At 67.6% G+C, this 19,622-nt stretch carries 21 protein-coding genes and 1 tRNA gene; 9 read left to right on the top strand and 13 right to left on the bottom strand.

Annotation, left to right across the window (positions count from 1 at the left end):
- The first annotated feature begins 447 nt into the window (after positions 1 to 447).
- Positions 448 to 1,707 carry an MgtC/SapB family protein gene (locus tag PM1_RS08265; protein ID WP_009620567.1) on the top strand — a complete coding sequence of 420 codons (1,260 nt, stop codon included), beginning with the start codon at positions 448 to 450 and terminating at the stop codon, positions 1,705 to 1,707.
- A gap of 119 nt (positions 1,708 to 1,826) precedes the next feature.
- On the opposite strand, the gene PM1_RS08260 is transcribed toward PM1_RS08265, so the two are convergent.
- Entirely contained in the window at positions 1,827 to 2,645 is an 819-nt protein-coding gene (locus PM1_RS08260) for a MerR family transcriptional regulator (protein WP_043300329.1), read from the bottom strand.
- A gap of 340 nt (positions 2,646 to 2,985) precedes the next feature.
- On the opposite strand from PM1_RS08260, the gene PM1_RS08255 reads away from it, so the two are divergent.
- Together PM1_RS08255 and PM1_RS08250 are read left to right on the top strand one after the other, a co-directional pair.
- Positions 2,986 to 4,773, top strand: coding sequence for an SDR family oxidoreductase (locus PM1_RS08255; protein WP_009620570.1), 1,788 nt, complete (start codon positions 2,986 to 2,988; stop codon positions 4,771 to 4,773).
- On the top strand, positions 4,770 to 5,657 hold the full coding sequence (locus PM1_RS08250; protein ID WP_009620572.1) for a metal-dependent hydrolase: 888 nt from the start codon (positions 4,770 to 4,772) through the stop codon (positions 5,655 to 5,657). Before PM1_RS08255 ends, PM1_RS08250 begins: the two co-directional genes overlap by 4 nt.
- A 375-nt stretch (positions 5,658 to 6,032) precedes the next feature.
- On the opposite strand, the gene rmuC is transcribed toward PM1_RS08250, so the two are convergent.
- The 4 genes from rmuC to PM1_RS08230 form a co-directional block, all read right to left on the bottom strand.
- Positions 6,033 to 7,397 (bottom strand): DNA recombination protein RmuC, encoded by a 1,365-nt coding sequence (gene rmuC / locus PM1_RS08245; protein ID WP_161788527.1) that lies wholly within the window; start codon positions 7,395 to 7,397, stop codon positions 6,033 to 6,035.
- 524 nt (positions 7,398 to 7,921) lie between these two features.
- Complete coding sequence (locus PM1_RS08240; protein WP_009620576.1) at positions 7,922 to 8,128, bottom strand: hypothetical protein; 207 nt, start codon at positions 8,126 to 8,128, stop codon at positions 7,922 to 7,924.
- 75 nt (positions 8,129 to 8,203) lie between these two features.
- Entirely contained in the window at positions 8,204 to 8,974 is a 771-nt protein-coding gene (locus tag PM1_RS08235) for an RES family NAD+ phosphorylase (RefSeq protein WP_009620578.1), read from the bottom strand.
- Entirely contained in the window at positions 8,975 to 9,343 is a 369-nt protein-coding gene (locus PM1_RS08230) for an antitoxin Xre/MbcA/ParS toxin-binding domain-containing protein (protein ID WP_009620580.1), read from the bottom strand.
- Positions 9,344 to 9,621: 278 nt separating this feature from the next.
- Here PM1_RS08230 and PM1_RS08225 point away from each other — a divergent pair, with 278 nt between their 5' ends.
- Positions 9,622 to 10,056 carry an RcnB family protein gene (locus tag PM1_RS08225; RefSeq protein ID WP_024128552.1) on the top strand — a complete coding sequence of 145 codons (435 nt, stop codon included), beginning with the start codon at positions 9,622 to 9,624 and terminating at the stop codon, positions 10,054 to 10,056.
- Positions 10,057 to 10,062: 6 nt separating this feature from the next.
- On the opposite strand, the gene PM1_RS08220 is transcribed toward PM1_RS08225, so the two are convergent.
- A complete protein-coding gene (locus tag PM1_RS08220; protein WP_009620584.1) occupies positions 10,063 to 10,494 on the bottom strand; it encodes a hypothetical protein in 432 nt (143 codons plus the stop codon).
- 128 nt (positions 10,495 to 10,622) lie between these two features.
- On the opposite strand from PM1_RS08220, the gene PM1_RS08215 reads away from it, so the two are divergent.
- The 3 genes from PM1_RS08215 to PM1_RS08205 all read left to right on the top strand — a co-directional run bounded on the left by PM1_RS08215 (position 10,623) and on the right by PM1_RS08205 (position 11,981).
- Complete coding sequence (locus tag PM1_RS08215) at positions 10,623 to 11,105, top strand: GreA/GreB family elongation factor (RefSeq protein ID WP_009620586.1); 483 nt, start codon at positions 10,623 to 10,625, stop codon at positions 11,103 to 11,105.
- Between the two features lie 71 nt (positions 11,106 to 11,176).
- Positions 11,177 to 11,518, top strand: coding sequence for a carboxymuconolactone decarboxylase family protein (locus tag PM1_RS08210; RefSeq protein ID WP_009620588.1), 342 nt, complete (start codon positions 11,177 to 11,179; stop codon positions 11,516 to 11,518).
- A 91-nt stretch (positions 11,519 to 11,609) separates the two neighbouring features.
- Positions 11,610 to 11,981, top strand: coding sequence for a hypothetical protein (locus tag PM1_RS08205; protein WP_009620590.1), 372 nt, complete (start codon positions 11,610 to 11,612; stop codon positions 11,979 to 11,981).
- On the opposite strand, the gene PM1_RS08200 is transcribed toward PM1_RS08205, so the two are convergent.
- Positions 11,969 to 13,018, bottom strand: a complete 1,050-nt coding sequence (locus PM1_RS08200) for a diguanylate cyclase (RefSeq protein WP_009620592.1) — start codon at positions 13,016 to 13,018, stop codon at positions 11,969 to 11,971. The two genes, PM1_RS08205 and PM1_RS08200, sit on opposite strands and share 13 nt — an antisense overlap.
- Before the next feature lie 293 nt (positions 13,019 to 13,311).
- Here PM1_RS08200 and PM1_RS08195 point away from each other — a divergent pair, with 293 nt between their 5' ends.
- On the top strand, positions 13,312 to 14,148 hold the full coding sequence (locus tag PM1_RS08195; protein WP_009620594.1) for a 5'-nucleotidase, lipoprotein e(P4) family: 837 nt from the start codon (positions 13,312 to 13,314) through the stop codon (positions 14,146 to 14,148).
- Positions 14,149 to 14,334: 186 nt separating this feature from the next.
- Here the strand turns inward: PM1_RS08195 and PM1_RS08190 are convergent, their stop codons facing one another.
- The 6 genes from PM1_RS08190 to dapA form a co-directional block, all read right to left on the bottom strand.
- Positions 14,335 to 15,015, bottom strand: a complete 681-nt coding sequence (locus tag PM1_RS08190) for a PIN domain-containing protein (RefSeq protein ID WP_152604469.1) — start codon at positions 15,013 to 15,015, stop codon at positions 14,335 to 14,337.
- Between the two features lie 154 nt (positions 15,016 to 15,169).
- Positions 15,170 to 15,259 (bottom strand) — tRNA-Ser (locus tag PM1_RS08185).
- Between the two features lie 95 nt (positions 15,260 to 15,354).
- Entirely contained in the window at positions 15,355 to 16,065 is a 711-nt protein-coding gene (gene purC, locus PM1_RS08180; RefSeq protein WP_009620599.1) for a phosphoribosylaminoimidazolesuccinocarboxamide synthase, read from the bottom strand.
- 31 nt (positions 16,066 to 16,096) lie between these two features.
- The gene (locus PM1_RS08175) at positions 16,097 to 16,855 is read right to left on the bottom strand and encodes an MBL fold metallo-hydrolase (protein WP_009620601.1); all 759 of its coding nucleotides are present in this window, start codon (positions 16,853 to 16,855) and stop codon (positions 16,097 to 16,099) included.
- Positions 16,794 to 17,990, bottom strand: a complete 1,197-nt coding sequence (gene bamC / locus PM1_RS08170; RefSeq protein WP_009620603.1) for an outer membrane protein assembly factor BamC — start codon at positions 17,988 to 17,990, stop codon at positions 16,794 to 16,796. Before bamC ends, PM1_RS08175 begins: the two co-directional genes overlap by 62 nt.
- Positions 17,991 to 18,002: 12 nt before the next feature.
- Positions 18,003 to 18,881: a 4-hydroxy-tetrahydrodipicolinate synthase gene (gene dapA, locus PM1_RS08165; RefSeq protein ID WP_009620606.1), complete on the bottom strand. Its 879-nt coding sequence runs from the start codon at positions 18,879 to 18,881 to the stop codon at positions 18,003 to 18,005.
- A gap of 171 nt (positions 18,882 to 19,052) precedes the next feature.
- Between dapA and PM1_RS08160 the strand changes: the two genes are divergently transcribed.
- Positions 19,053 to 19,610 (top strand): glycine cleavage system protein R, encoded by a 558-nt coding sequence (locus PM1_RS08160; protein WP_009620608.1) that lies wholly within the window; start codon positions 19,053 to 19,055, stop codon positions 19,608 to 19,610.
- The last annotated feature ends 12 nt before the right edge of the window (positions 19,611 to 19,622 follow it).

The raw sequence follows: 19,622 nt of genomic DNA, 5'->3' as shown, positions 1-19,622 counted from the left end.
TTATCCGCCGCCTGGCCTTGCTTGCCGGCGGCCCCGGGGTTGACCTTGGCGTTGGCTGTGGCCCCGGTGTATCGGCGGATAACCGCGAACGGTTATCCGCCCTACGGTTCCGGGAGGCACGGTATTCTCCCCCGTAGGAGCAACTGTCTTGCAAGCCGCACCAGAGTGCTTTGCGTAGGATGGGTTGAGCTTGCGAAACCCATGCGGTTGCGCTGATGGGTATCGCTTCGCTCAACACCATCCTACGGGTCTTGTGCCTGCCGGAGGGGGTAGGACCTTGTCCGCGATAGCCGGAACCACCGGCGCGATTCGCGGATAAGATCCGCCTACGCCACCCCAGCCACGCCATTCCCTTGTAACGAATGGCATCCCCGCCTTGACCTGGAACATCCCCTCCACGCCGTCAGCTTCTAGACTCCCAGCATCCCCGCACGGAGCCGCCCCGCGATGCTGGACCACATGGAACTCGTCCTCGACCTCACCACCGCCCTGGCCATCGGCCTGCTGGTCGGCACCGAGCGCGGCTGGCGCGAGCGCGACTTCGAGGACATCCGCCAGGTCGCCGGCATCCGCACCTTCACCCTGGCCGGCCTGCTGGGCGGCTTGAGCGCGCTGCTGGCCGGGCACTTCGGCGTCTGGGCCTGGGCGGTGATGGCGCTGCTGGTGGGCCTGCTGGCGGTGGCCGGCTACCTGGCCGACGTGGGCCGCAGCGGCGACCAGGGCATGACCAGCGAGGTCGCCCTGCTCGCCACCTTCCTGCTGGGCAGCCTGGCGGTGGCCGACAGCCGCCTGCTGGCCGCCGGCGGCGGCGTGGTGGTGGCGCTGCTGCTGAGCCTGAAGGAATCCCTGCATGCCGCGCTGAAGCACCTGGACGCCCGCGAACTCTCGGCGGCCTTCAAGCTGCTGTTCATCTCGGTGGTGATGCTGCCGGTGCTGCCCAACCAGGGCTACGGTCCCTGGCAGGTGTTCAACCCCTACGCCAGCTGGTGGATGGTGGTGCTGATCGCCGGCCTGGGCTTCGCCGCCTACGTCGCCGTGCGCCTCACCGGCACCCGTCACGGCCTGCTGATCACCGCGCTGCTCGGCGGCCTGGTGTCCTCCACGGCAATGACTCTCACCCTCGCCGGCATGCACGGGCAACGCCGCCTGCAACCGCTGCTGGCCGCCGGCCTGCTGGCCACCTCGGCGCTGATGTTCCCGCGGGTGGCCCTGGAGGTCGGCCTGGTCAACGTCGAGCTGCTGCCGGACCTGCTGCCGCCGCTGATCGTCGCCACCCTGGTCTATGCCGGCGGCGCGCTGCTGTATTGGCAGCGCGCCAGCCGGGACGAGACGCCCGCCACCAGCGAACCGCCGCTGAAGAACCCCTTCGAACTGGGACCGGCCCTGCGCTTCGCTGCCCTGCTGGCGCTGATCCTGTTCCTGGTCGAGGCCGGGCACCGCTACCTGGGCGACGTCGGCGTGTACCTGGTGGCGCTGCTCTCGGGCCTGGCCGACGTCGACGCCATCACCCTGTCCCTGGCCAGCAACGCCCTGGGCGGGCTGGACGCCGAAGTGGCCGGGCACGGCATCGTCCTCGCCGTGGTCAGCAACAGCCTGGTCAAGGCCGTCCTGATCGCCCTGGTCGGCGGCGCCCGGCTGGCCCTGCGCTGCGTACCGGTGATGGTCGCCGGCCTCGCCGCGGGGGCGCTGACGCTGCTCTTCGTGTAGATCAGGCGAGCCAATGCAACGCCCGTAGGATGGGTGGAGCGAAGCGATACCCATCGCCATGACCGCATGGGTTTCGCAAGCTCAACCCATCCTACGAAAAGCACCTTGCAGAAGCGGCGTCAGCGCGGCTGCTCGAACTGGCGGAGGATCTCCCCCACCCGCTCGCCGAGCATCTCGTTGGCCGACCGCTTCAGGCCCCGCGCCAGTTCCACCAGCACCACCTGCTCGGCCAGCGGGCGCAGGCGCATGAACACCTCGGCCAGCTGTTCCAGGTCGGCGGCGCCGGGCAGCAGCTCGGCGCCGCGCTTGTCCACCAGGTGGGTGACCACCAGGCGCACGATGCCGGCGGCCAGGTGCTCGGTGTCGCCGCGCAGCACCGCCAGGTGCTCCAGCAGCGCGGCCAGGGGAATGCCCGAGCGGTACAGCTCGACGCCGGCGTTGAACAGCCGCGGGCTGGGGATGCTGATGCGCTCGCCGTCGAATTGCAGCAGGCCCTGCTGCAGGGCGCGGTCGATGACCTCGTCGTTGAGTTCGTCGCCGAAGATCGCCTGCAGTTCGTCGAAGCCGATCTGCCCCGGAGTCTCCAGGTTCCAGGCGCCGAGGATGGCCTGGTCCAGGCCCAGCACGTGGTCGAGGTCGTGGCCGCGCTCCCAGCTTTCCAGCAGCTCCTTGATGTTCGACAGGCCGTAGCCGCGCTCCAGCAGGCCGCCGATCAGGCGCAGGCGGCGCAGGTGGCTGGCGAAGTACACGCCGCTGCGGCCGCGCCGCTCGGGCGGCGGCAGCAGGCCGCGGTCCTGGTAGGCGCGGATGTTGCGCACCGTGCTGCCGGCCTCGCGGGCCAGCTCGTCGACGCTGAATTCGCGCTCGTCCTCCAGCGCCGCCGGGCTTTGCTCGGGGCGCTGGAGCAGGCGCTGCAGAAGGCTCAGGGGCGTGCTCATGGCGGCGATCATAGCCAGCGCCCGGCGCCGGCCACAACCGCAAGGCATCAATACCCAAGCGCTTGCGAAGCCCATCACAACGCCCAACCAAAGGCGGGACTTCATCGCCCCGCGCACCCTGCCCTTGCCGCCAAACCCGCATGACAACTGGGCTGCGCGCCGCTGCCCGCATTGGTAACAGCGCCGCCGGGCATGGCGCGGGCGTGGCGAATGGGTCAGCATCCACCGTGACATCGACCAATGTCATGGTCGCTCCGTACAACAACAATGGCCTGGAGAACGTCATGCCCCGAGGCACCCCGTCCGCCCATCCGCTCCCGCCGCCGCCACGGGAGGCCGCATGAACGCCATGCTCGAAAACCCCGGCCTGCCGCCGGCCGAACGCCTCGACGTGCAATCCGGCGCGGTGCGCCTGGCGGTGTACCGCTGGGGCGATGCGAACAAGCCGATGCTGCTGTTCGTCCACGGCTACCCGGACAACCACGAAGTCTGGCTGCCGCTGATCGCCCGCCTGCTCGGCCGCTACCAGGTGGTGGCCTACGACGTGCGCGGCGCCGGCGCCTCGGACAAACCACGGCGCACCCGCGACTACCGCCTGGAGCTGCTCAGCCAGGACCTGAAAGCCGTGCTCGACGCCGTCAGCCCCGAACGCGCGGTGCACCTGGTGGCCCACGACTGGGGCTCGATCCAGACCTGGGAGAGCGTCACCGACCCGGCGCTGCGCCAGCGCATCGCCTCCTACACCAGCATTTCCGGGCCCTGCCTGGACCACGTCGGCCACTGGATGCGCGACCGATTGCGGCGCAGGCGCCCGGCCGCGCTGCTGCAGATGCTCAGCCAGCTGCTGCACTCCTGGTACATCTACTACTTCCACCTGCCGCTGCTCCCGGCGCTGTCCTGGCGCTTGGGCGCCGCGCGCCTGTGGCCGCAGTACCTGCGCAAGGTCGAGGGCATCCGCAACCCCGGGCGCAACCCGCACCAGGCCAGCGACGGCGAGCACGGCGTGAAGCTGTACCGGGCCAACTTCATCGGTTCGATCTTCAAGCCGCGCAAGCGCCATACCGAGGTGCCGGTGCAACTGGTGGTGCCGACCCGCGACCGCTACGTCGGCCAGCAGCTGTTCCAGCAGCTTTCGCTGTGGGCGCCGCGGCTGTGGCGCCGCGAGGTGGCCGCCGGACACTGGCAACTGCTCGCCGAACCGGAGCAACTGGCCGGCTGGATCGACGAATTCGCCCGCCACATCGACGGCGGCGAGGCCAGCCAGCCGCTGCAGCGCGCCCAGCAGAAACCCGGCGCCGGGCCCTTCGCCGGCAAGCTGGTGGTGGTCACCGGCGCCGGCGGCGGCATCGGCCGTTCCACGCTGCTGCGCTTCGCCGAACAGGGCGCCAGCGTGCTCGCCGCGGACATCGACCCGGCCGCCGCCGAAGCCAGCGCCGCCCAGGCCCGCAGCCTTGGCGCCACGGCCTTCAGCTATTGCGTGGACGTCGGCGACAGCGCCGCCATGGAACGCTTCGCCACCTGGGTGAAGAGCAGTCTGGGCGTGCCCGACGTGGTGGTCAGCAACGCCGGCATCGGCCTGGCCGGCGCCATGCTCGACACCAGCGCGCAGGACTGGGAGCACCTGCTGCGCGTCAACCTGTGGAGCGTCATCGACGGCTGCCGCCTGTTCGGCCGGCAGATGGTCGAGGCCGGCAAGCCCGGGCACCTGGTCAACGTCGCCTCCGGCGTGGCCTTCGCGCCCTCGCGCAACTACCCGGCCTACGCCACCAGCAAGGCGGCGGTGCTGATGCTCAGCGAATGCCTGCGCGCCGAACTGGCCGGGCACGGCATCGGCGTCAGCGCGGCCTGCCCCGGCTTCGTCGACACCGGCATCGTCCAGGCCACCCGCTTCGCCGGCCTCAGCGAGGAGCAGCAGGCCCGCCGCCGCGCCAGGGTGCAGCGCTTCTACCGCCGGCGCCGGCTGAGCCCGGACAGGGTGGGCGAGAAGATCGTCCAGGCCGTGCAGCGCAACCAGCCGGTGGTCGCCGTCGGCGCCGAGGTGCACCTGGCGCGCTGGCAGTGGCGCCTGCTGCCAGGCCTGTCGCGCCTGTTCGCCCGTTTCGACCTGACTTCCCGAGGCCAACCATGACCGACCATCATCACCGCCTGGTGCAACGCAAGGTGCAGTTCGACTACAGCGCCTCGCCGCTGCACTGGATCCCCGGGCAGGCCGAGGCCTCCCACGTCATCAACGTCATCCACATGATGCTGCCGGCCGGCGAGCTGTGGTTCTGCCGCCTGTACAACAAGGCCCTGCCCTTCGTGAAGGACGCGCGCATGCGCGACGACGTGCAGGGCTTCATCCGCCAGGAAGCGATGCACGCCCGCGCCCACTCCGGCGCCGTGGAGCGCTACCTGACGGTGCACGGCATCGACTCCAGCCGCTACCTGAAGGCCATGGACTACCTGTTCGAGCAGTTGCTCAGCGACACCCCGCTGGGGCTGCAGCTGTTCAACAGAACGCCCTGGCTGCGCCGCTGGTGGATCGGCCAGCGCTGCGCCATAGTCGCCGCGGTCGAGCACTTCACCTGTGTGCTGGGCAAATGGGTGCTGGAAGCCGAGGCGCTGGACCGCGCCGGCTCCGATCCGGTGCTGCTGGACCTGTTCCGCTGGCACGGCGCCGAGGAAGTGGAGCACCGCAACGTCGCCCACGACCTGCACGTGCACCTGGGCGGCAGCTTCGTCAGCCGCCAGTTGTGGATGTTCGTGGTCTGGCCGCTGATCATCTGGCTGTTCGCCTTCGGCACCCGCACCCTAGCCCGCCAGGACCCGAGCCTGGGCAGGCCGCGGCCCTTCTGGCGCATCTGGCGCGACAGCGAAAAACGCGGCCTGCTGCCGCGGCGAGCCTCGCTGGCCGGAAGCTTCCTGCGCTACTTCAAGCCCTGGTACCACCCGGACCACGAGGCCAACACCCAGGAGGCCCTGGACTACCTGGCGCGCTCGCCGGCGGCGAGTCGGGCGGCGCGGGGTTGAGGGGAGTTCCGGGTAAGAGCAAGAGCACCCTCTCCCTAACCCTCTCCCTGAAGGGAGAGGGGACCGTTGGGCAGAGTTGGGTGTTCTGGAGTTAGCCGTCAACACCGAGGGTTACCGGCTGGAGCCATTCCTTCTCTCGGCACGGACAAGCCCCCTCTCCCTTCAGGGAGAAGGGGCCGTTGGGCAGAGCTGGGTGTTCTGGAGTTAGCCGGCAACACCGAGGGTTACCGGCTGGAGCCATTCCTTCTCTCGGCACGGACTAGCCCCCTCTCCCTTCAGGGAGAGGGCTGGGGAGAGGGAGCGGACTCAATCCCCGCGCCACAGCCTAGGGTGCGCGAGCAAGCTCGCTCCTACGAAAAGCGCGGCAACGTAGGACTATTTGTCTTCTTCCAGAACCTGCGGCTCGTCGCCCAGCGCCCGCTCCAGCCAATCCCCCGGCAAGCTCTTGCTGGCCCGCGCGCCGAGCAGCTTGATCTGTTCCGCTCGGCTGATCAGGTTGCCGCGGCCCTCGCAGAGCTTGTTGCGCGCCGCCGCGTAGGCCTTGTCCAGCTGCTGCAGGCGCGAGCCCATCTCGTCCAGGTCCTGGACGAAGAGCACGAACTTGTCGTACAGCGCGCCGGCGCGCTCGGCAATCTCGCGGGCGTTCTGCGTCTGCCGCTCCTGGCGCCAGAGGCTGTCGATCACCCGCAGGGTGGCCAGCAGGGTGGTCGGGCTGACGATCACGATATTGCGCTCGAAGGCCTCCTGGAACAGGTTCGGCTCGGCCTGCAGGGCCACCGAGAAAGCCGCCTCCACCGGCATGAACAGCAGCACGAAGTCCAGGCTATGCAGGCCCTCCAGGCGCCGGTAATCCTTGCCGGAGAGGCCCTTCACGTGGTTGCGCAGGGACAGCACGTGCTGCTTCAGCGCCTGCTGGCGGATCACCTCGTCGTCACTGGCGACGAACTGCTGGTAGGCGGTGAGGCTGACCTTCGCATCCACCACGACTTGCTTGTCGCCGGGCAGGCGGATCAGCACGTCGGGCTGGAAGCGCTCGCCGTCGGCGGCGCGCAGGCTCACCTGGGTCTCGTACTCGCGGCCCTTCTCCAGGCCGGCGTGTTCCAGCACGCGCTCCAGCACCAGCTCGCCCCAGTTGCCCTGGGTCTTCTGGCCCTTGAGCGCGCGGGTCAGGTTGGTCGCCTCCTCGCCCAGGCGCAGGTTGAGCTGCTGCAGGCGCTCCAGTTCCTTGCCCAGGGAGAAGCGCTCGCGGGCTTCCTGTTGATAACTCTCTTCCACGCGCTTCTCGAAGGCCTGGATGCGCTCCTTCAGCGGGTCGAGCAATTGCCCCAGGCGCTGCTGGCTGGCCTCGGCGAAGCGTTGCTCGCGCTCCTCGAAGATCTTCCCGGCCAGCTCGGCGAACTGCGCGCGCAGCTCGTCCCGCGCCGCCTGCAGGTCGCCCAGGCGCTGCTGGTGGCCTTCCTGCTGCTCGCGCAGTTCGGCAGCCAGCGCGGCGCGTTCGGCGGACAGCCGGCGCAGCTCCTCCTCGCGGCCCTCGCGCTCGGCCTGCCAACTGCGCTCGGCCTGCTGCTGGCGCTCGCGCTCGGCGCGGCCCAGGTCCACCTCGCGGCGCAAGGCCGCGGCCTCGCCGGCCAGCTCGCCGTGTCGGCCGCTCAGGCGCTGGAAGGCTTCACGCTCGGCCTCCAGTTGCGCACCCAGGCCATCCTGGGCCAGTTGCGCGGTGGTCAGGCGTTCGCGCAACAGCGCCAGTTCGCTCTCCTGCCGCGCCGCGCGCTCGCGCAGGTGCCAGGCCAACCAGCCCAGCGGCAGCGTGGCGGCCAGCAGTCCGATCAGCAGGTTGGGCAAGTCGACGGGCATGGGCGCTCCAGGGCGGGTGGTCGCAGGAAAATTCGCGTCATGGTAGCAGCCGCGAATAGGAATTCAGTGCGGCTTTTGCCGTCAGGGCTCTTGACAATGCGGAAGGAAAGCAAGCGCTTGGGACAATCCACAGAAGCTGTGGATAACTTCGTGGATAAGGTGATGAAAACGTCTTATACGCCTTGCCCGCTGGGGCTGCCGCTTAGATTGGTGCTTTTTTCACCAATAAATAAAGCCATTAAAAATCAATAATTTACAAACGCTCAACGAAAAATCAAGCGCTTACGGAGGAATGTTTCCAGCGCTTGACAACAGCCACCAACATTGTGCACAAGTCCGCGCCGGACAGGGGCGGACCGCCTCATTTCAGGGCAATCCGAAGGGATTTTCAGGCAAGCTTCAGCAGCGAATCAGACGCATTCGCGGGCTCTGCGCCGACGTTCCTGGCTAGGAATATTGCCCGCCCCGGCAACAGGCGCGGCTTGACCCAACGACTCCAGCACGCGCTCGTACATGCGTTGCGCGGCGGGCTTGTCGGGGTACTGGAAGAAGTACTGGTTGAGGTAGACGCGCCACTGGCGGCGGTCATGGGGATGGGCTTCCAGGCGAATGTCCATGGCGCACTCCGTTGCTTGGCCAGCGCAATAAGCTAGCGCGTTCGCCCCACCCCGCGCGGGCAGGACGACGGACGGTCACGCCGGGTGCGGCAGGTCGCCCTCGACCAGGAATCCCGCGCGCGGGAACAACCGCGGCGCCCCCGGCACCTGGGCATGCTTGAAGGCCACGTAGTCGGCGGTGGTCTCGCACAGCCAGGGCATGAGGTTGCGCGGGCGCTTGTCGACGAAGGCCGAAGGCACGAAGAGCGCGGCATTCAGCCCACCTTCCGGGCAGCGCGCCGAGCGGTATTCGAAGGCCTCCACCGCGGCAGCGCGCATCGCGCTGCCCAGCGCCTGGGTCAGGCGGTAGTCCCGCGGGTCCTGCAGGCGCTCGGCATAGCTGTCGAAGGGCGGCGCCTGCAGGCGTATGCCCCGTTGCACCTGGAAACGCGCCTCGAAAGAAGCGTGCTCGGAAAGGATGCGCCCGCTGGGCGGCGGGCTGGCCATGCCCTCCCAGAGCACGAAGCGGTAATAGGCCGCCTCGGCCATGGCCGTCTCCAGGCGCAACGCGGCGTAGAACAGGCTGGGTTCGTGACGCCGGCCGAAGCGCGAGCCCCAGCGCAGCGGCGGGTAGCGGAACGGCGTCTTGAGCAGGTAGTGCAGGGTTTCGGTGGACGGCGGCAGGTGCGGCTTGCTGGTCTCGATCAGCTCTTCCAGCAGGGCCTGCTCCTCCAGGGTATCCACCAGTTGCAGGGTCGCGACCTGCTCCTGGCTCTCCACCAGGCGCACCAGCTTGCCCCGCAGCGGGGCGATGGCCTGCTCGCCCCGGCATTCGCGCCACAGTTCGGCGCCGGCGTCGAGGGCCATTCAGATCTTGCCCCGGATGGCGTCGAGGTACTCGACCACCTGCACCAGGCCCTGCACCTGCTCCATCCGCTGCAGCGGCACACCGCTCAGGTGGCGGTTGGGGGTGCGCAGGAAGTGGCGCATGTCGTCCAAGTTGCCGCCGAACAGGGCGAAGAGCGCGCGGTATACCCGCACCAGCAGCAGCGCCAGCTCGCCGGTCTTGCTGCCCACCCGCAGGCCGCCGCTCTTCCAGCGGCTCACCGCGCTGCGGTCGACGCCGACGATGGCGGCCAGCTCCTGCTGCGTCATGCCCAGTTGCTCACGGGCAGCCAGTACCGCCTTGGCCAGGACCAGATCGGCCGACGGAGTTTCCCTGATCAGTGCGCTCATGCCGTACCTCTTTCGTGCATTTGATGCAAACATACCATCAAATGTGAAAACCGCACAAAGCACTTCCCCTTTTCCGGCAGAGCGCCGGACGCGGTTCGGGCGGCCATGTATCAGCGCCCTGACGAAAGCGACGAATTCTTTACCGGACCTTTACTCCACATTGGCGTTTCTTGACCTGGACGCACGGTCTCATGAAGTACCCGAACCGGCTGCGCCCGGTGCCGGGATCGACCGATAGCAGCGCGCGCCGCAACCGCCGGCCGCGCCAGGAGAACACCATGAAGAAGACCGTCGCCCTGCTCTGTGCCGCCCTGATGCTCGGCAGCCCGCTGGCGAGTTTCGCCCAGCCGGGCCCCGGCCCGGACCACGGCCCGAACCGCCCGGACAATCGCCCGCAGCAGCACCAGCAATACCAGCAGCAGAAAGGCCACCAGGGCGGCCACTACCAGGGCCGCACGGGCCACGCCGACCCGCGCTACTACCGCGACCCGCACTTCCGCCCGCAGGCCGGCATGCCGGTGCCGCATCGCGAATGGCGCCGCGGCGTGGTGGTGCAGCCGGTCTACCGCAGCGACCGCTACTGGGTCACCGACTGGCGCGCCCGTCACCTCTACGCGCCGCCGCGCGACCATCGCTGGCTGTACGTCAACGGCGACTACGTGCTGGTGGCCATCGCCACCGGGGTGATCGTCAACATCCTGGCCGGCTATTGAGGCGCCTCAGGCGCTGGTGCTGAGCAAGGCGCCGGCGCCACCGCCGCCATTGCGGATCGCTTCGGCCAGCGCCGCCGCCGTGGCCTGCATGGCGGCGCTGGTGCTGGCGATGCGGCTCTGCAGGGCCATGATGATCGCGGTGCGCTCGTTTTCCGAGGAATATTGCCGCTCCTGCGCGGCCGCCAGTTCCTGCTGCTCCTGTTGCAACTGCTTCTGCAGCTGCTGCAGGCGCTTCTGCAACTGCTCGACGGCGACGCTGGAGCTACCGCCGCTTTCGGCGCCGGCGCCAGCCGCGCCCTGGCTTCCGGCCTTCGCGCCACGACTGGTCACGGCGCCGTCGTCCTGGGTGGCATCGGCCGCCGTGCCGCCATCGCCATTGGCAGCTATCCGCAATTGACCGGCGAGGGCCTGGCTGGAAGGCGTCAGGGAAAGGTTCATGCCCGAGGTTCCTTTTTCCGGGTGTTCTGCCGCTCTATCGACTGCTGTAGGAAAAACTTGAAAGACCATTCGCCGATGCCAGGCAAAGGCCCTAGGATAGGCCCCTTCATGCCCAGGCAGCCGTCACCATGGACAAGCAACGCGCCCACCAGTTGATCCTCCAGCGCCTCGACGCCGACCTCGATGTCGCCGTCCGCGCCGCGCGCACCGCCCACGAGGCCGCCACCCACGAGGAAAACATCGCCGAGAACAAGTACGACACCCTCGGCCTGGAAGCGGCCTACCTGGCCGCCGGGCAATCGCGCCGGGTGGAGGAGATCCGCCAGGCGCTCGCCTCGTTCCAGGGCCTGGTGCTGCGCGACTTCGACGCCGAGCTGGGCATCCAGACCAGCGCCCTGGTCGAACTGGCAGACCATGAGGACCGCCGTCGCTGGCTGTTCCTGGGTCCGGACGCCGCCGGCCTGAAGATCGAACTGGACGGCCACGAGGTCCTGGTCATCACCCCGCGCTCGCCGCTGGGCGGCGCCCTGCTCGGCCGCCACCCCGGCGACGAGATCGAGGTCGGCCTGGGCTCGGCGCGCCAGGCCTACGAGATCGTCGCGACGCTCTGAGCACCCCGCCCGCAGACCGGCGAATCCCGGACTAAGCTGCATGGCCGTCAACCCGAAAAGGAGATGCCGCCATGCTGTTCAACTGGTCCGAATACGTTCCCGCGGTGAAGAAGGCCTTCGGCTCATTGGGTAAGAAACATCCGAAGATGATCGCCGCCTACCAGGCGCTGGATGCCGCCGCCGCGGATGGCGATGCGCTGGACGCCAAGACCCGCGAGCTGATCTCCCTGGCGGTGGCCATCACCACCCGCTGCGACGGCTGCATCGGCGTGCACGCCGAGGCCGCGCGCAAGGCCGGCGCCAGCGAGGCCGAAGTGGCCCAGGCGCTGGCCACGGCGATCGCCATGAACGCCGGCGCCGCCTACGTCTACTCGCTGCGCGCGCTGGAGGCCTTCGAACAGCCGCAGGGCTGAGGTTCAGGCGCGGCGCCGGGCGCCGCGCCCAGGCTTTCTCCGGCGGCGGAATTGGGTTATCCATTGCGCTTTCGCCCAACGATGAGCCGCCATGTCCTCGCCCAGCATCAGTCTCTGCAAACTCGCCCTAGGCATCGCTGCCGGCATCTGGCTGGGCTTCGTCGCCGTGGCCCTGAGCTGCCTCCTGCTCCTGCGCTTCTGGCCCGGCGCGCCCCTGCCGTTGCCCGCCGGCCTGTCGCCAGCGCCGGCCAGCGCTCCGGCGCCCATCCCGGATGCCAACGCGGCGATGTTCCAGCAGTACCTGGAGAACCAGCGCAAGGCCCAGGCCGAACAGAGCCGGCAACTCGAACAGAGCGAGCGGGAACAGCGCTTCAACAGCGCGCCCTGCCAGTTCTGGCGCCAGCAGTACCAGGCCGACCCCAGCGAGAAGAACCGGCTGAAGATGGACGGCTACTGCGGCTGAGGCCCGGCGCCCACCACCTGGTTGCGGCCCTGGTGCTTGGCCCGGTACAGCGCCTTGTCCGCGTCGCTCAGCCAGGCACTGGCATCCACCTGGTAGGGGCTGTAGGACGCCACGCCGATGCTCAGGCCGACGGACAGGTCCGTCGCCAACTGGTAGTGCTTTTCCGCGAAGCTCTGGCGCAAGCGCTCCATGATCTCCACCGCCAGCGTCTGGGTGGTGCCGGGCAGAATCACGCAGAATTCGTCGCCGCCATAGCGCCCCGGGGTGTCGGTTTCACGCAGCGAATGGGTGAGCAGGTGGCTCAGCTCGGTGATGACCATGTCGCCCAGCACATGGCCTAAGCGGTCGTTGATGCCCTTGAAGTGGTCGATGTCGATCAGCACCACGCTGGCCCGGGTGTGCTGCTGGCGGCACTTCTGGAATTCGTTCTCCAACTGGTCCATCCAGGAACCGTGGTTGAGCAGCCCGGTGAGGCTGTCGGTGCGGCTGACCGCGCGCAGCGCCTGCTTGTGCTCGGACAGGCGCCTGGCCAGGCTGTAGCTCACGCCGCCCACCGCCAGCGGGTAGACCACCAGCATCGGCAGGCAGGCATACACCTGCAGCGGCGTGGCCACGGTGGTGAAGGCGATACCGAAGCACAGCCAGGCCAGCAGCACGCCCAGCAGCTGCGCCACGCTGCCCAGCAGGAAGAAGCGCAGGCCGCCGGCGGCGATGTTGTCCATCGCCATCATCGACAGGATGGTCACGCTCGGCAGCGGGTTGAGCTGCATGGCGCCGGCCCAGAAGCCGCCGAACAGCGAATCCAGCAACAGGTTGCGCCGCTCCGCCTGGTACGGCGCCCGCGACAGGCGCGCCAACTGGTAGGCCAGCTGCGGCCAGAGAAAGCCGTTGGCCACCAGCAGAGCCCAGGCCCAACCCGGCCGCTGCAACGGCTCCAGCGCCGCCGCCACGCAGAAGAAGCCGATGCCCAACCCGACCATGCGCGGCACGTAGATGCGCCTGGCGAAAGACAACCCCTTACCGACCACAGCCCCCATACATAATCCTGATCCAGGCATCCGATAGAGCAAGCTAGCAGATCGGCAGGAAAGCGCCTACGCGGATTGGCGGCAATTTGACATTACCTCCCGCCCACGCCATCGCCCGGCCACAGCGCCAATCCCATGGCGGAACGAGTCTGTAGGCCATCCCCCGCGACCGGGTCCGATCCTTCCGCAAGCACGCCAACTCCTTACGGATATGCGTCGCCCCGATTGAGGCCCGCCCCCGCCTGGGGTATGAGAACTCCACCCCCGCCGCCATGGCACACAAGCCACAAGGATCGTCACCCATGCCCAATCCAGGAACGACAATCGCTGCCGCCCTGCTCGTCCTCGCCGCACCCCTCCAACTGGCACTGGCCGACACTGCGAAAACCGACACCGCCTCGCCCAACCTGCTGACCGCCGCCGTCGCCTGGCGGCAGACGGCCGCCGAATACCGCGCCCTCTACTACCAGGGCTTCAACCTGGCCAAGCTGCGCCTGGACCAGGCCCTGGCCGAACGCAAGCCCGGCGCCAGGCCACCGGCGATCATCAGCGACCTCGACGACACCATCCTCAGCAGCAACAGCTATTGGGGCGCCCTGCTCAGCCAGGGCAAGGACTTCTTCGACGACACCCTCTGGGACCGCTGGGTGGCCGCCAACGGCCCCACCCTGACGCCCGGCGCGCTGGACTTCCTCGACTACGCCAAGTCCCGGGGCGTGGAAATCTTCTACGTCTCCAGCCGCGACCAGGGCGACAGGACCGACGAATACGCCCTGAACAACCTGCGCAGCCTCAAGGTCCCCTTCGCCGACAAGGAACACGTCACCATCCTGCGCGAAAGCTCCAACAAGGAGCCCGCGCAGAAAGCCATCGCCGAACGCTACGACGTGCTGCTGATGCTGGGCGACAACCTCAACGACTTCAAACGCCGCTACTACGTCGACGACGCCAAGCAACGCGCCGCCCTGCTCGACGAGGACCGCGCCCAGTTCGGCGAGCGCTTCATCCTCTTCCCCAACCCCACCGACGGCCACTGGATGAAAGCGATCTTCGGCGAATCGGAACCGGCCGACACCCCGGCCAATCGCGCCAAGTTCCGCGCCGCGGCGACTTCGGGGGCGTGGAAGGGGCAGGATTGAGGTAGACGCAGAAAGGACAAAGCTCCTGGAGCGCTGGGCGCTCCAGGAGCTTTGACTATCTGCAGGGCTTTGCCTGATCGCGGCGCCTACATTCCGCATAGAACTCCAGCGTCTAGAGCGCCCTCCCGTTCGGCTTGATCCCCATGGATGCGTAAGCTCCAGATTCGCAGCGTATGGAAACCATCCCTAGACACGCTCCGGCAGCGAATAGGTGACCTTCTGCCCTTTCACCTTCACGAGGCCACGCTTGCACAGGAGCTGGTAAACGCGCTCAGCCTCGGCCAGTGGAGTGTCCTTGCCAAGCGTCGCTCGAATCGTGCTGGTCAGCGTCTTGACCGAAGCCGGCTTCGAAGCCTTCCGACGAACAAGGTCGGCCATGACGGTCTTCAGATGGGCATCGCTCTCAGAAGCAAGCTTGGAAGATGCCTGGCTGGCCGGCTTGGCATCGTTCGCGCTTGCCGCGCTGGCTGCCAGCGTCGCCTGCAGTGCAGGCAAATCCTTGAAGCAGGGCATGGCCTCGATGCTTTCGGAACGCATTGCGAAGATACCCTTGCCCTTCAGGTGCCTGAGCAGGGGATCGAAGCCCTTGTCGGCCGAAATCACGTGGAAGAAAGCCGTGGGATCCTCCAGGGCGAAGCGCCCCAAGTAGTAGGCGATATGGAAGTCGAGGGCGTTGGGGCCGGCGGCTTCGAGCTGGATGTAGTCCGCCCGCTCACCCAGGCGCTGGATGGCGACGACCAGTTCGGTGGGCAGCCTGGAGTTGTTCGGGCCGAGGAAGACCCGCAGGCGAAAATGCGCGTCCTGCAGCAGGTCGAGCGACCGGACCGGAATGCTTTCGTAGTCGATCAGTACGTAGTTGGTACGCATCCGCTGCTTCCCGGGCATCCATGTTCCCGGCATTCTGCTGCAGTCATTGACGGAACGGAAGCAGGCTTGCGTCGGAGGTTTCGACTGCCCTGGCGCAGAAAAGACAAAGCCCCTGAAACGCTAGGAATTTCAGGGGCTTCAGCCATTTCAATAATGGCGGAGAGATAGGGATTTGAACCCTAGGAGCCATTGCTGACTCAACGGATTTCGAATCCGTCCCGTTCGACCACTCCGGCATCTCTCCGTGCGGCGCGCATCATATCAGCTTGATTGGCGAACGCGAAGCCTTCTTTTGAGAAATTTTCGCGTGCTATCAGATGCTTGCGCGCCTGGAACAGGTCAGAGCGGTACGCCCAGGCGCTGCGCCACTTCCTCGTAGGCCTCGATCACGCCGCCCAGGCCCTGGCGGAAGCGGTCCTTGTCCATTTTCTTGCGGGTTTCCTTGTCCCACAGGCGGCAGCCGTCGGGGCTGAATTCGTCGCCAAGGACGATCTGGCCGTGGAACACGCCGAATTCCAGCTTGAAGTCCACCAGCAGCAGGCCGGCGTCGTCGAACAGCTTGCTCAGCACTTCGTTGACCTTGAAGGAGTAGGCCTTCATCTGCGCCAGCTGTTCCAGGGTCGCCCAGCCGAAGGCCTGGACGTGGGATTCGTTGATGAAGGGGTCGCCCAGGGCGTCGTTCTTCAGGAACAGTTCAAAGGTCGGCGGATTGAGCTGCAGGCCCTCTTCCACACCCAGGCGGCGCACCAGGCTGCCGGCGGCGTAGTTGCGCACCACGCATTCGACCGGGATCATCGCCAGCTTCTTCACCAGCACTTCGTTGTCGGCCAGCAGCTTGTCGAACTGGGTCGGGATGCCCGCCGCTTCCAGCTTCTGCATGATGAAGGCGTTGAACTTGTTGTTCACCATGCCCTTGCGGTCCAGCTGTTCGATACGCTTGCCGTCGAACGCCGAGGTGTCGTTGCGGAACAGCAGGACGAGGCGGTCGGGGTCGTCGGTGGTGTAAACCGATTTGGCCTTGCCGCGATAGAGTTCTTCGCGTTTTTCCATGATGGGCTCCGCTTGCTAGGTTGGTAGGGGGTCAGGCGATTTCGCGCCAGTCCAGCCCCGAATGCTGATCGGCTACCTGCAGCCAGTCCGGGTCGCACCCGAGGGTGTCGACGAAACATTGCCGGGCCAGCTGCGGCGTGTTGTTCTTTTCGCTGAGGTGGGCCAGCACCAGGTGCTGCAGCCCTTCCCAGCCCAGTTCCGCGACGAATTGCGCGGACTGGCGGTTGTTCAGGTGTCCCCACTGGCCGCCCACGCGGACCTTCAGCGGGTAGGGATAGGGGCCGCGCGCCAGCATGTCGCTGTCGTGGTTGGCCTCCACTACCAGGGCATCCAGGCCACGATAGCATTCCAGCACCTCGGCGGTGACGCTGCCCAGGTCGGTGAGCTGGCCGAAACGCCGCCGGCCATCGGAAATCACGTATTGCAGGGGCTCGCGGGCATCGTGGGCCACGCCCACCGCGGTCACTTCCAGGTCCTTCAGCTCCAGGCGCTCGCCGGCCTTGAGCAGGCCCGCCGGCTGCAGCGGCTTGCGCAGCCCGCGCAGGGTGCCGTCGCTGAGGTACACGGGAATGCCGTAGTGCCGGGCCAGCAGCTCGACGCCGTGGACATGATCGGAATGCTCGTGGGTCACCAGGATGGCGTCCAGCTCGCCGGGGTGCATACCCAGGCGAGCCAGACGCTTGATGGTTTCACGCAGCGGAAAGCCGCAATCGATCAGTACCCGGGTGTCAGAACTGCTCACCAAGGCCGAATTGCCCCGGCTTCCGCTCCCCAGTACCGCGAAACGCATTGCGCATGCTCTCTTGAAGTTTTTCCAGGACGCTCTGCGCGACGTCGGTCGGCGCGGAGGTGTTGATGTCCTTGTCGAGGGTGACCTGCACCGTGTTGCTCACGGTGGTCAGGCGCACCTGGTAGCGCTGCGCCTTGGCGTCTTCCTCCGCCTTGGCCTTCTCTTCGCTGGCGCCGAACAGGCGGCTGAAGAAGCCGGGCTTCTTCGCTTCCTCGAGCTTCTTCGCGCCCTCGGCGACGTTCACGTAGTAAACGCCCAGGCTGCGGTTGAGGTCGTCGACGCGGATGTCGGCGCGCTCCAGGGCGCGGCCGACGCTGACCCAGGCGCGGTCGAAGTCGGAGTCGAGGGTCAGCATCGGGTTGCCGTTGCCGTCCTTCTCCAGGGTCACGCTGCCGGGAGTGTCGTAGGTGGAGTGCGCGGCCAGCAACGACACCGAACCGCCCTTCTCGGCGCTGGTGGACATGTTGGCGAGCATTTCGTCGAGCAGCGCGGCGTCCAGCGCCGGCACCGCCGGCTTGCTCGGCCAGTCGGCGCTGGCGCTGCTGCCGGCCGGACGGGTTTCGCTGAGGACGTAGACTTCGCTGGTGTTGGTCTGCACGCCCGGCTCGATGCGCACGCGCACGCGCGCCTCGCTGCTGGGGTCGACGCCGGCGACGCGGCTGCCCAGGCGGCGGGCCAGGGGCGCGGAGAGCTGCGTCAGCGGCTGCCAGTTGGTGGAGAACTCGCCGGTCTGCGGGCGCTCGTCGGCGAAGGAGAAGCCGTTGTCCTGGAAGAACTGGTGGGCCACCGGCCAGACTTCCGCCGGCGGGCGCTGGGCGATCAGCCAGCGCGAGTCGCCGCTCTTCTGCAGGCTGTAGTCGCTGGAGCTGCCGGCGTTGGCCAGCGGCAGCGGGCGCGGCACTTCGAACTCGCCGGCCTTCTCGTGGCTGTCGGCGATGTTCATGGGAATCGGCAGCAGCGGGTCGAGCTGCTTGCTCTGCAGCCCTTCGGGCACCTTCATCGGCCCGGTCTGCCGGGAATCCAGGTAGTCGGTGCCGCGGTCACGGAAGTAGCCGTCCTTGCCCCACAGCCAGCCGCAGCCGGAGGTGTTGCCGATGACCAGGGCGAGCGCGGTCAGTCCTGCCAGTCGCTTCATGCGCGATGCTCCTCAGGCCAGCACGCCGGTCTGGCGCATGGCCTGACGCAGCGGCTCGTGGCAACGCGGGCTGAGCCAGGTCAGGGGCAGGCGGATGCCCTCGGGGATCAGGCCCATCTCGTGCAGGGCCCATTTCACCGGAATGGGGTTGGATTCGATGAACAGCGCCTTGTGCAGCGGCATCAGGCGGTCATTGATGGCGCGCGCGGCGGCGGCGTCACCGCGCATGGCGGCGGCGCACAGCTCGCTCATGGCGCGCGGGGCGACGTTGGCGGTCACCGAGATGTTGCCCTTGCCGCCCATCAGCATCAGCTCGACGGCGGTGGCGTCGTCGCCGGAGTAGACCAGGAAGTCCTTGCCGACGCGGTCGAGCACTTCCTTGCCGCGCTGCAGGTCGCCGGTGGCTTCCTTGATGCCGATGATGTTCGGCACCTTGGACAGGCGCTCGATGGTCTCCGGCAGCATGTCGCAGGCGGTGCGGCCGGGGACGTTGTAGAGGATCTGCGGGATGGCCACGGCTTCGGCGATGTGGCGGAAGTGCTGGTACAGGCCTTCCTGGGTCGGCTTGTTGTAGTACGGGGTGACCAGCAGGCAGGCGTCGGCGCCGCCGCTCTTGGCCGCCTCGGTCAGCTCGACCGCCTCGCGGGTGGAGTTGGCGCCGGTACCGGCGATCACCGGGATGCGGCCCTTGACCTGGTCGACCACGCGGCGGATGACTTCCAGGTGCTCGGCGACGTCGAGGGTCGCCGATTCACCGGTGGTGCCGACGGCGACTATGGCGTTGGTGCCTTCCTGCAGGTGGAAGTCCACCAGCTTGGCGAGGCTGTCCCAGTCCAGTCGACCCTGAGCATCGAAGGGGGTGACCAGCGCCACCATACTGCCCGCAATCATGCAACCGCTCCTGCCGGAAAAAGAAAGCCGTAATGGTACTGGTGCCACCTGCCTTGCACAAGCTGAGCGCGGCGCCCGGCGCACGCCGGACATTCCCCTGGCGGCCGCTTTTCGCTACCCTTTCCCCTTTGTCGACGCGGCCCTCTTGGCCGCCCATCCCAGGAAAGCTGCATGTCCGCCTCACACCCCCGTGAACAATTCCTGCTGATCAGTGCCCTGGGGCCCAACCCCATGGAGCTGACCAGCGTGCTCTGCCGCACCTGCGTGGACAACCGCTGCTCGGTCGTCAGCAGCCGCCTGACCCGCCACGGCGAGTTCAGCGCGCTGGTGCTCCAGGTGTCCGGCAGCTGGGACGCCCTGGCCCGCCTCGAGGGCGGCCTGCCGGCGCTGGCCAAGCGCCACTCCTTCACCCTCAGCCTGACCCGCAGCAACGCCCACGTCACCCGCGCCCAGGCCCTGCCCTACGTGGCCTATGTCAGCGCGGTGTACCGCCCGGACATCCTCAACGAACTGTGCCAGTTCTTCATCGACCACAACATCGAGCTGGAGAACCTGACCTGCGACACCTACCAGGCGCCGCACACCAACACCAGCATGCTCAACGCCACCATCACCGTGACGCTGCCGGCCGGCACCCAGATCAGTTGGCTGCGCGACCAGTTCCTCGACTTCGCCGACGCCCTGAACCTGGACGCGCTGATCGAACCCTGGCGCCCGCAGCACCCGTAAGTCGCCAGTATT

Source organism: Pseudomonas sp. M1, from assembly GCF_022760135.1.
Lineage (GTDB): Bacteria > Pseudomonadota > Gammaproteobacteria > Pseudomonadales > Pseudomonadaceae > Pseudomonas > Pseudomonas citronellolis.
This window is presented reverse-complemented; position numbering and strand designations above follow the sequence as displayed.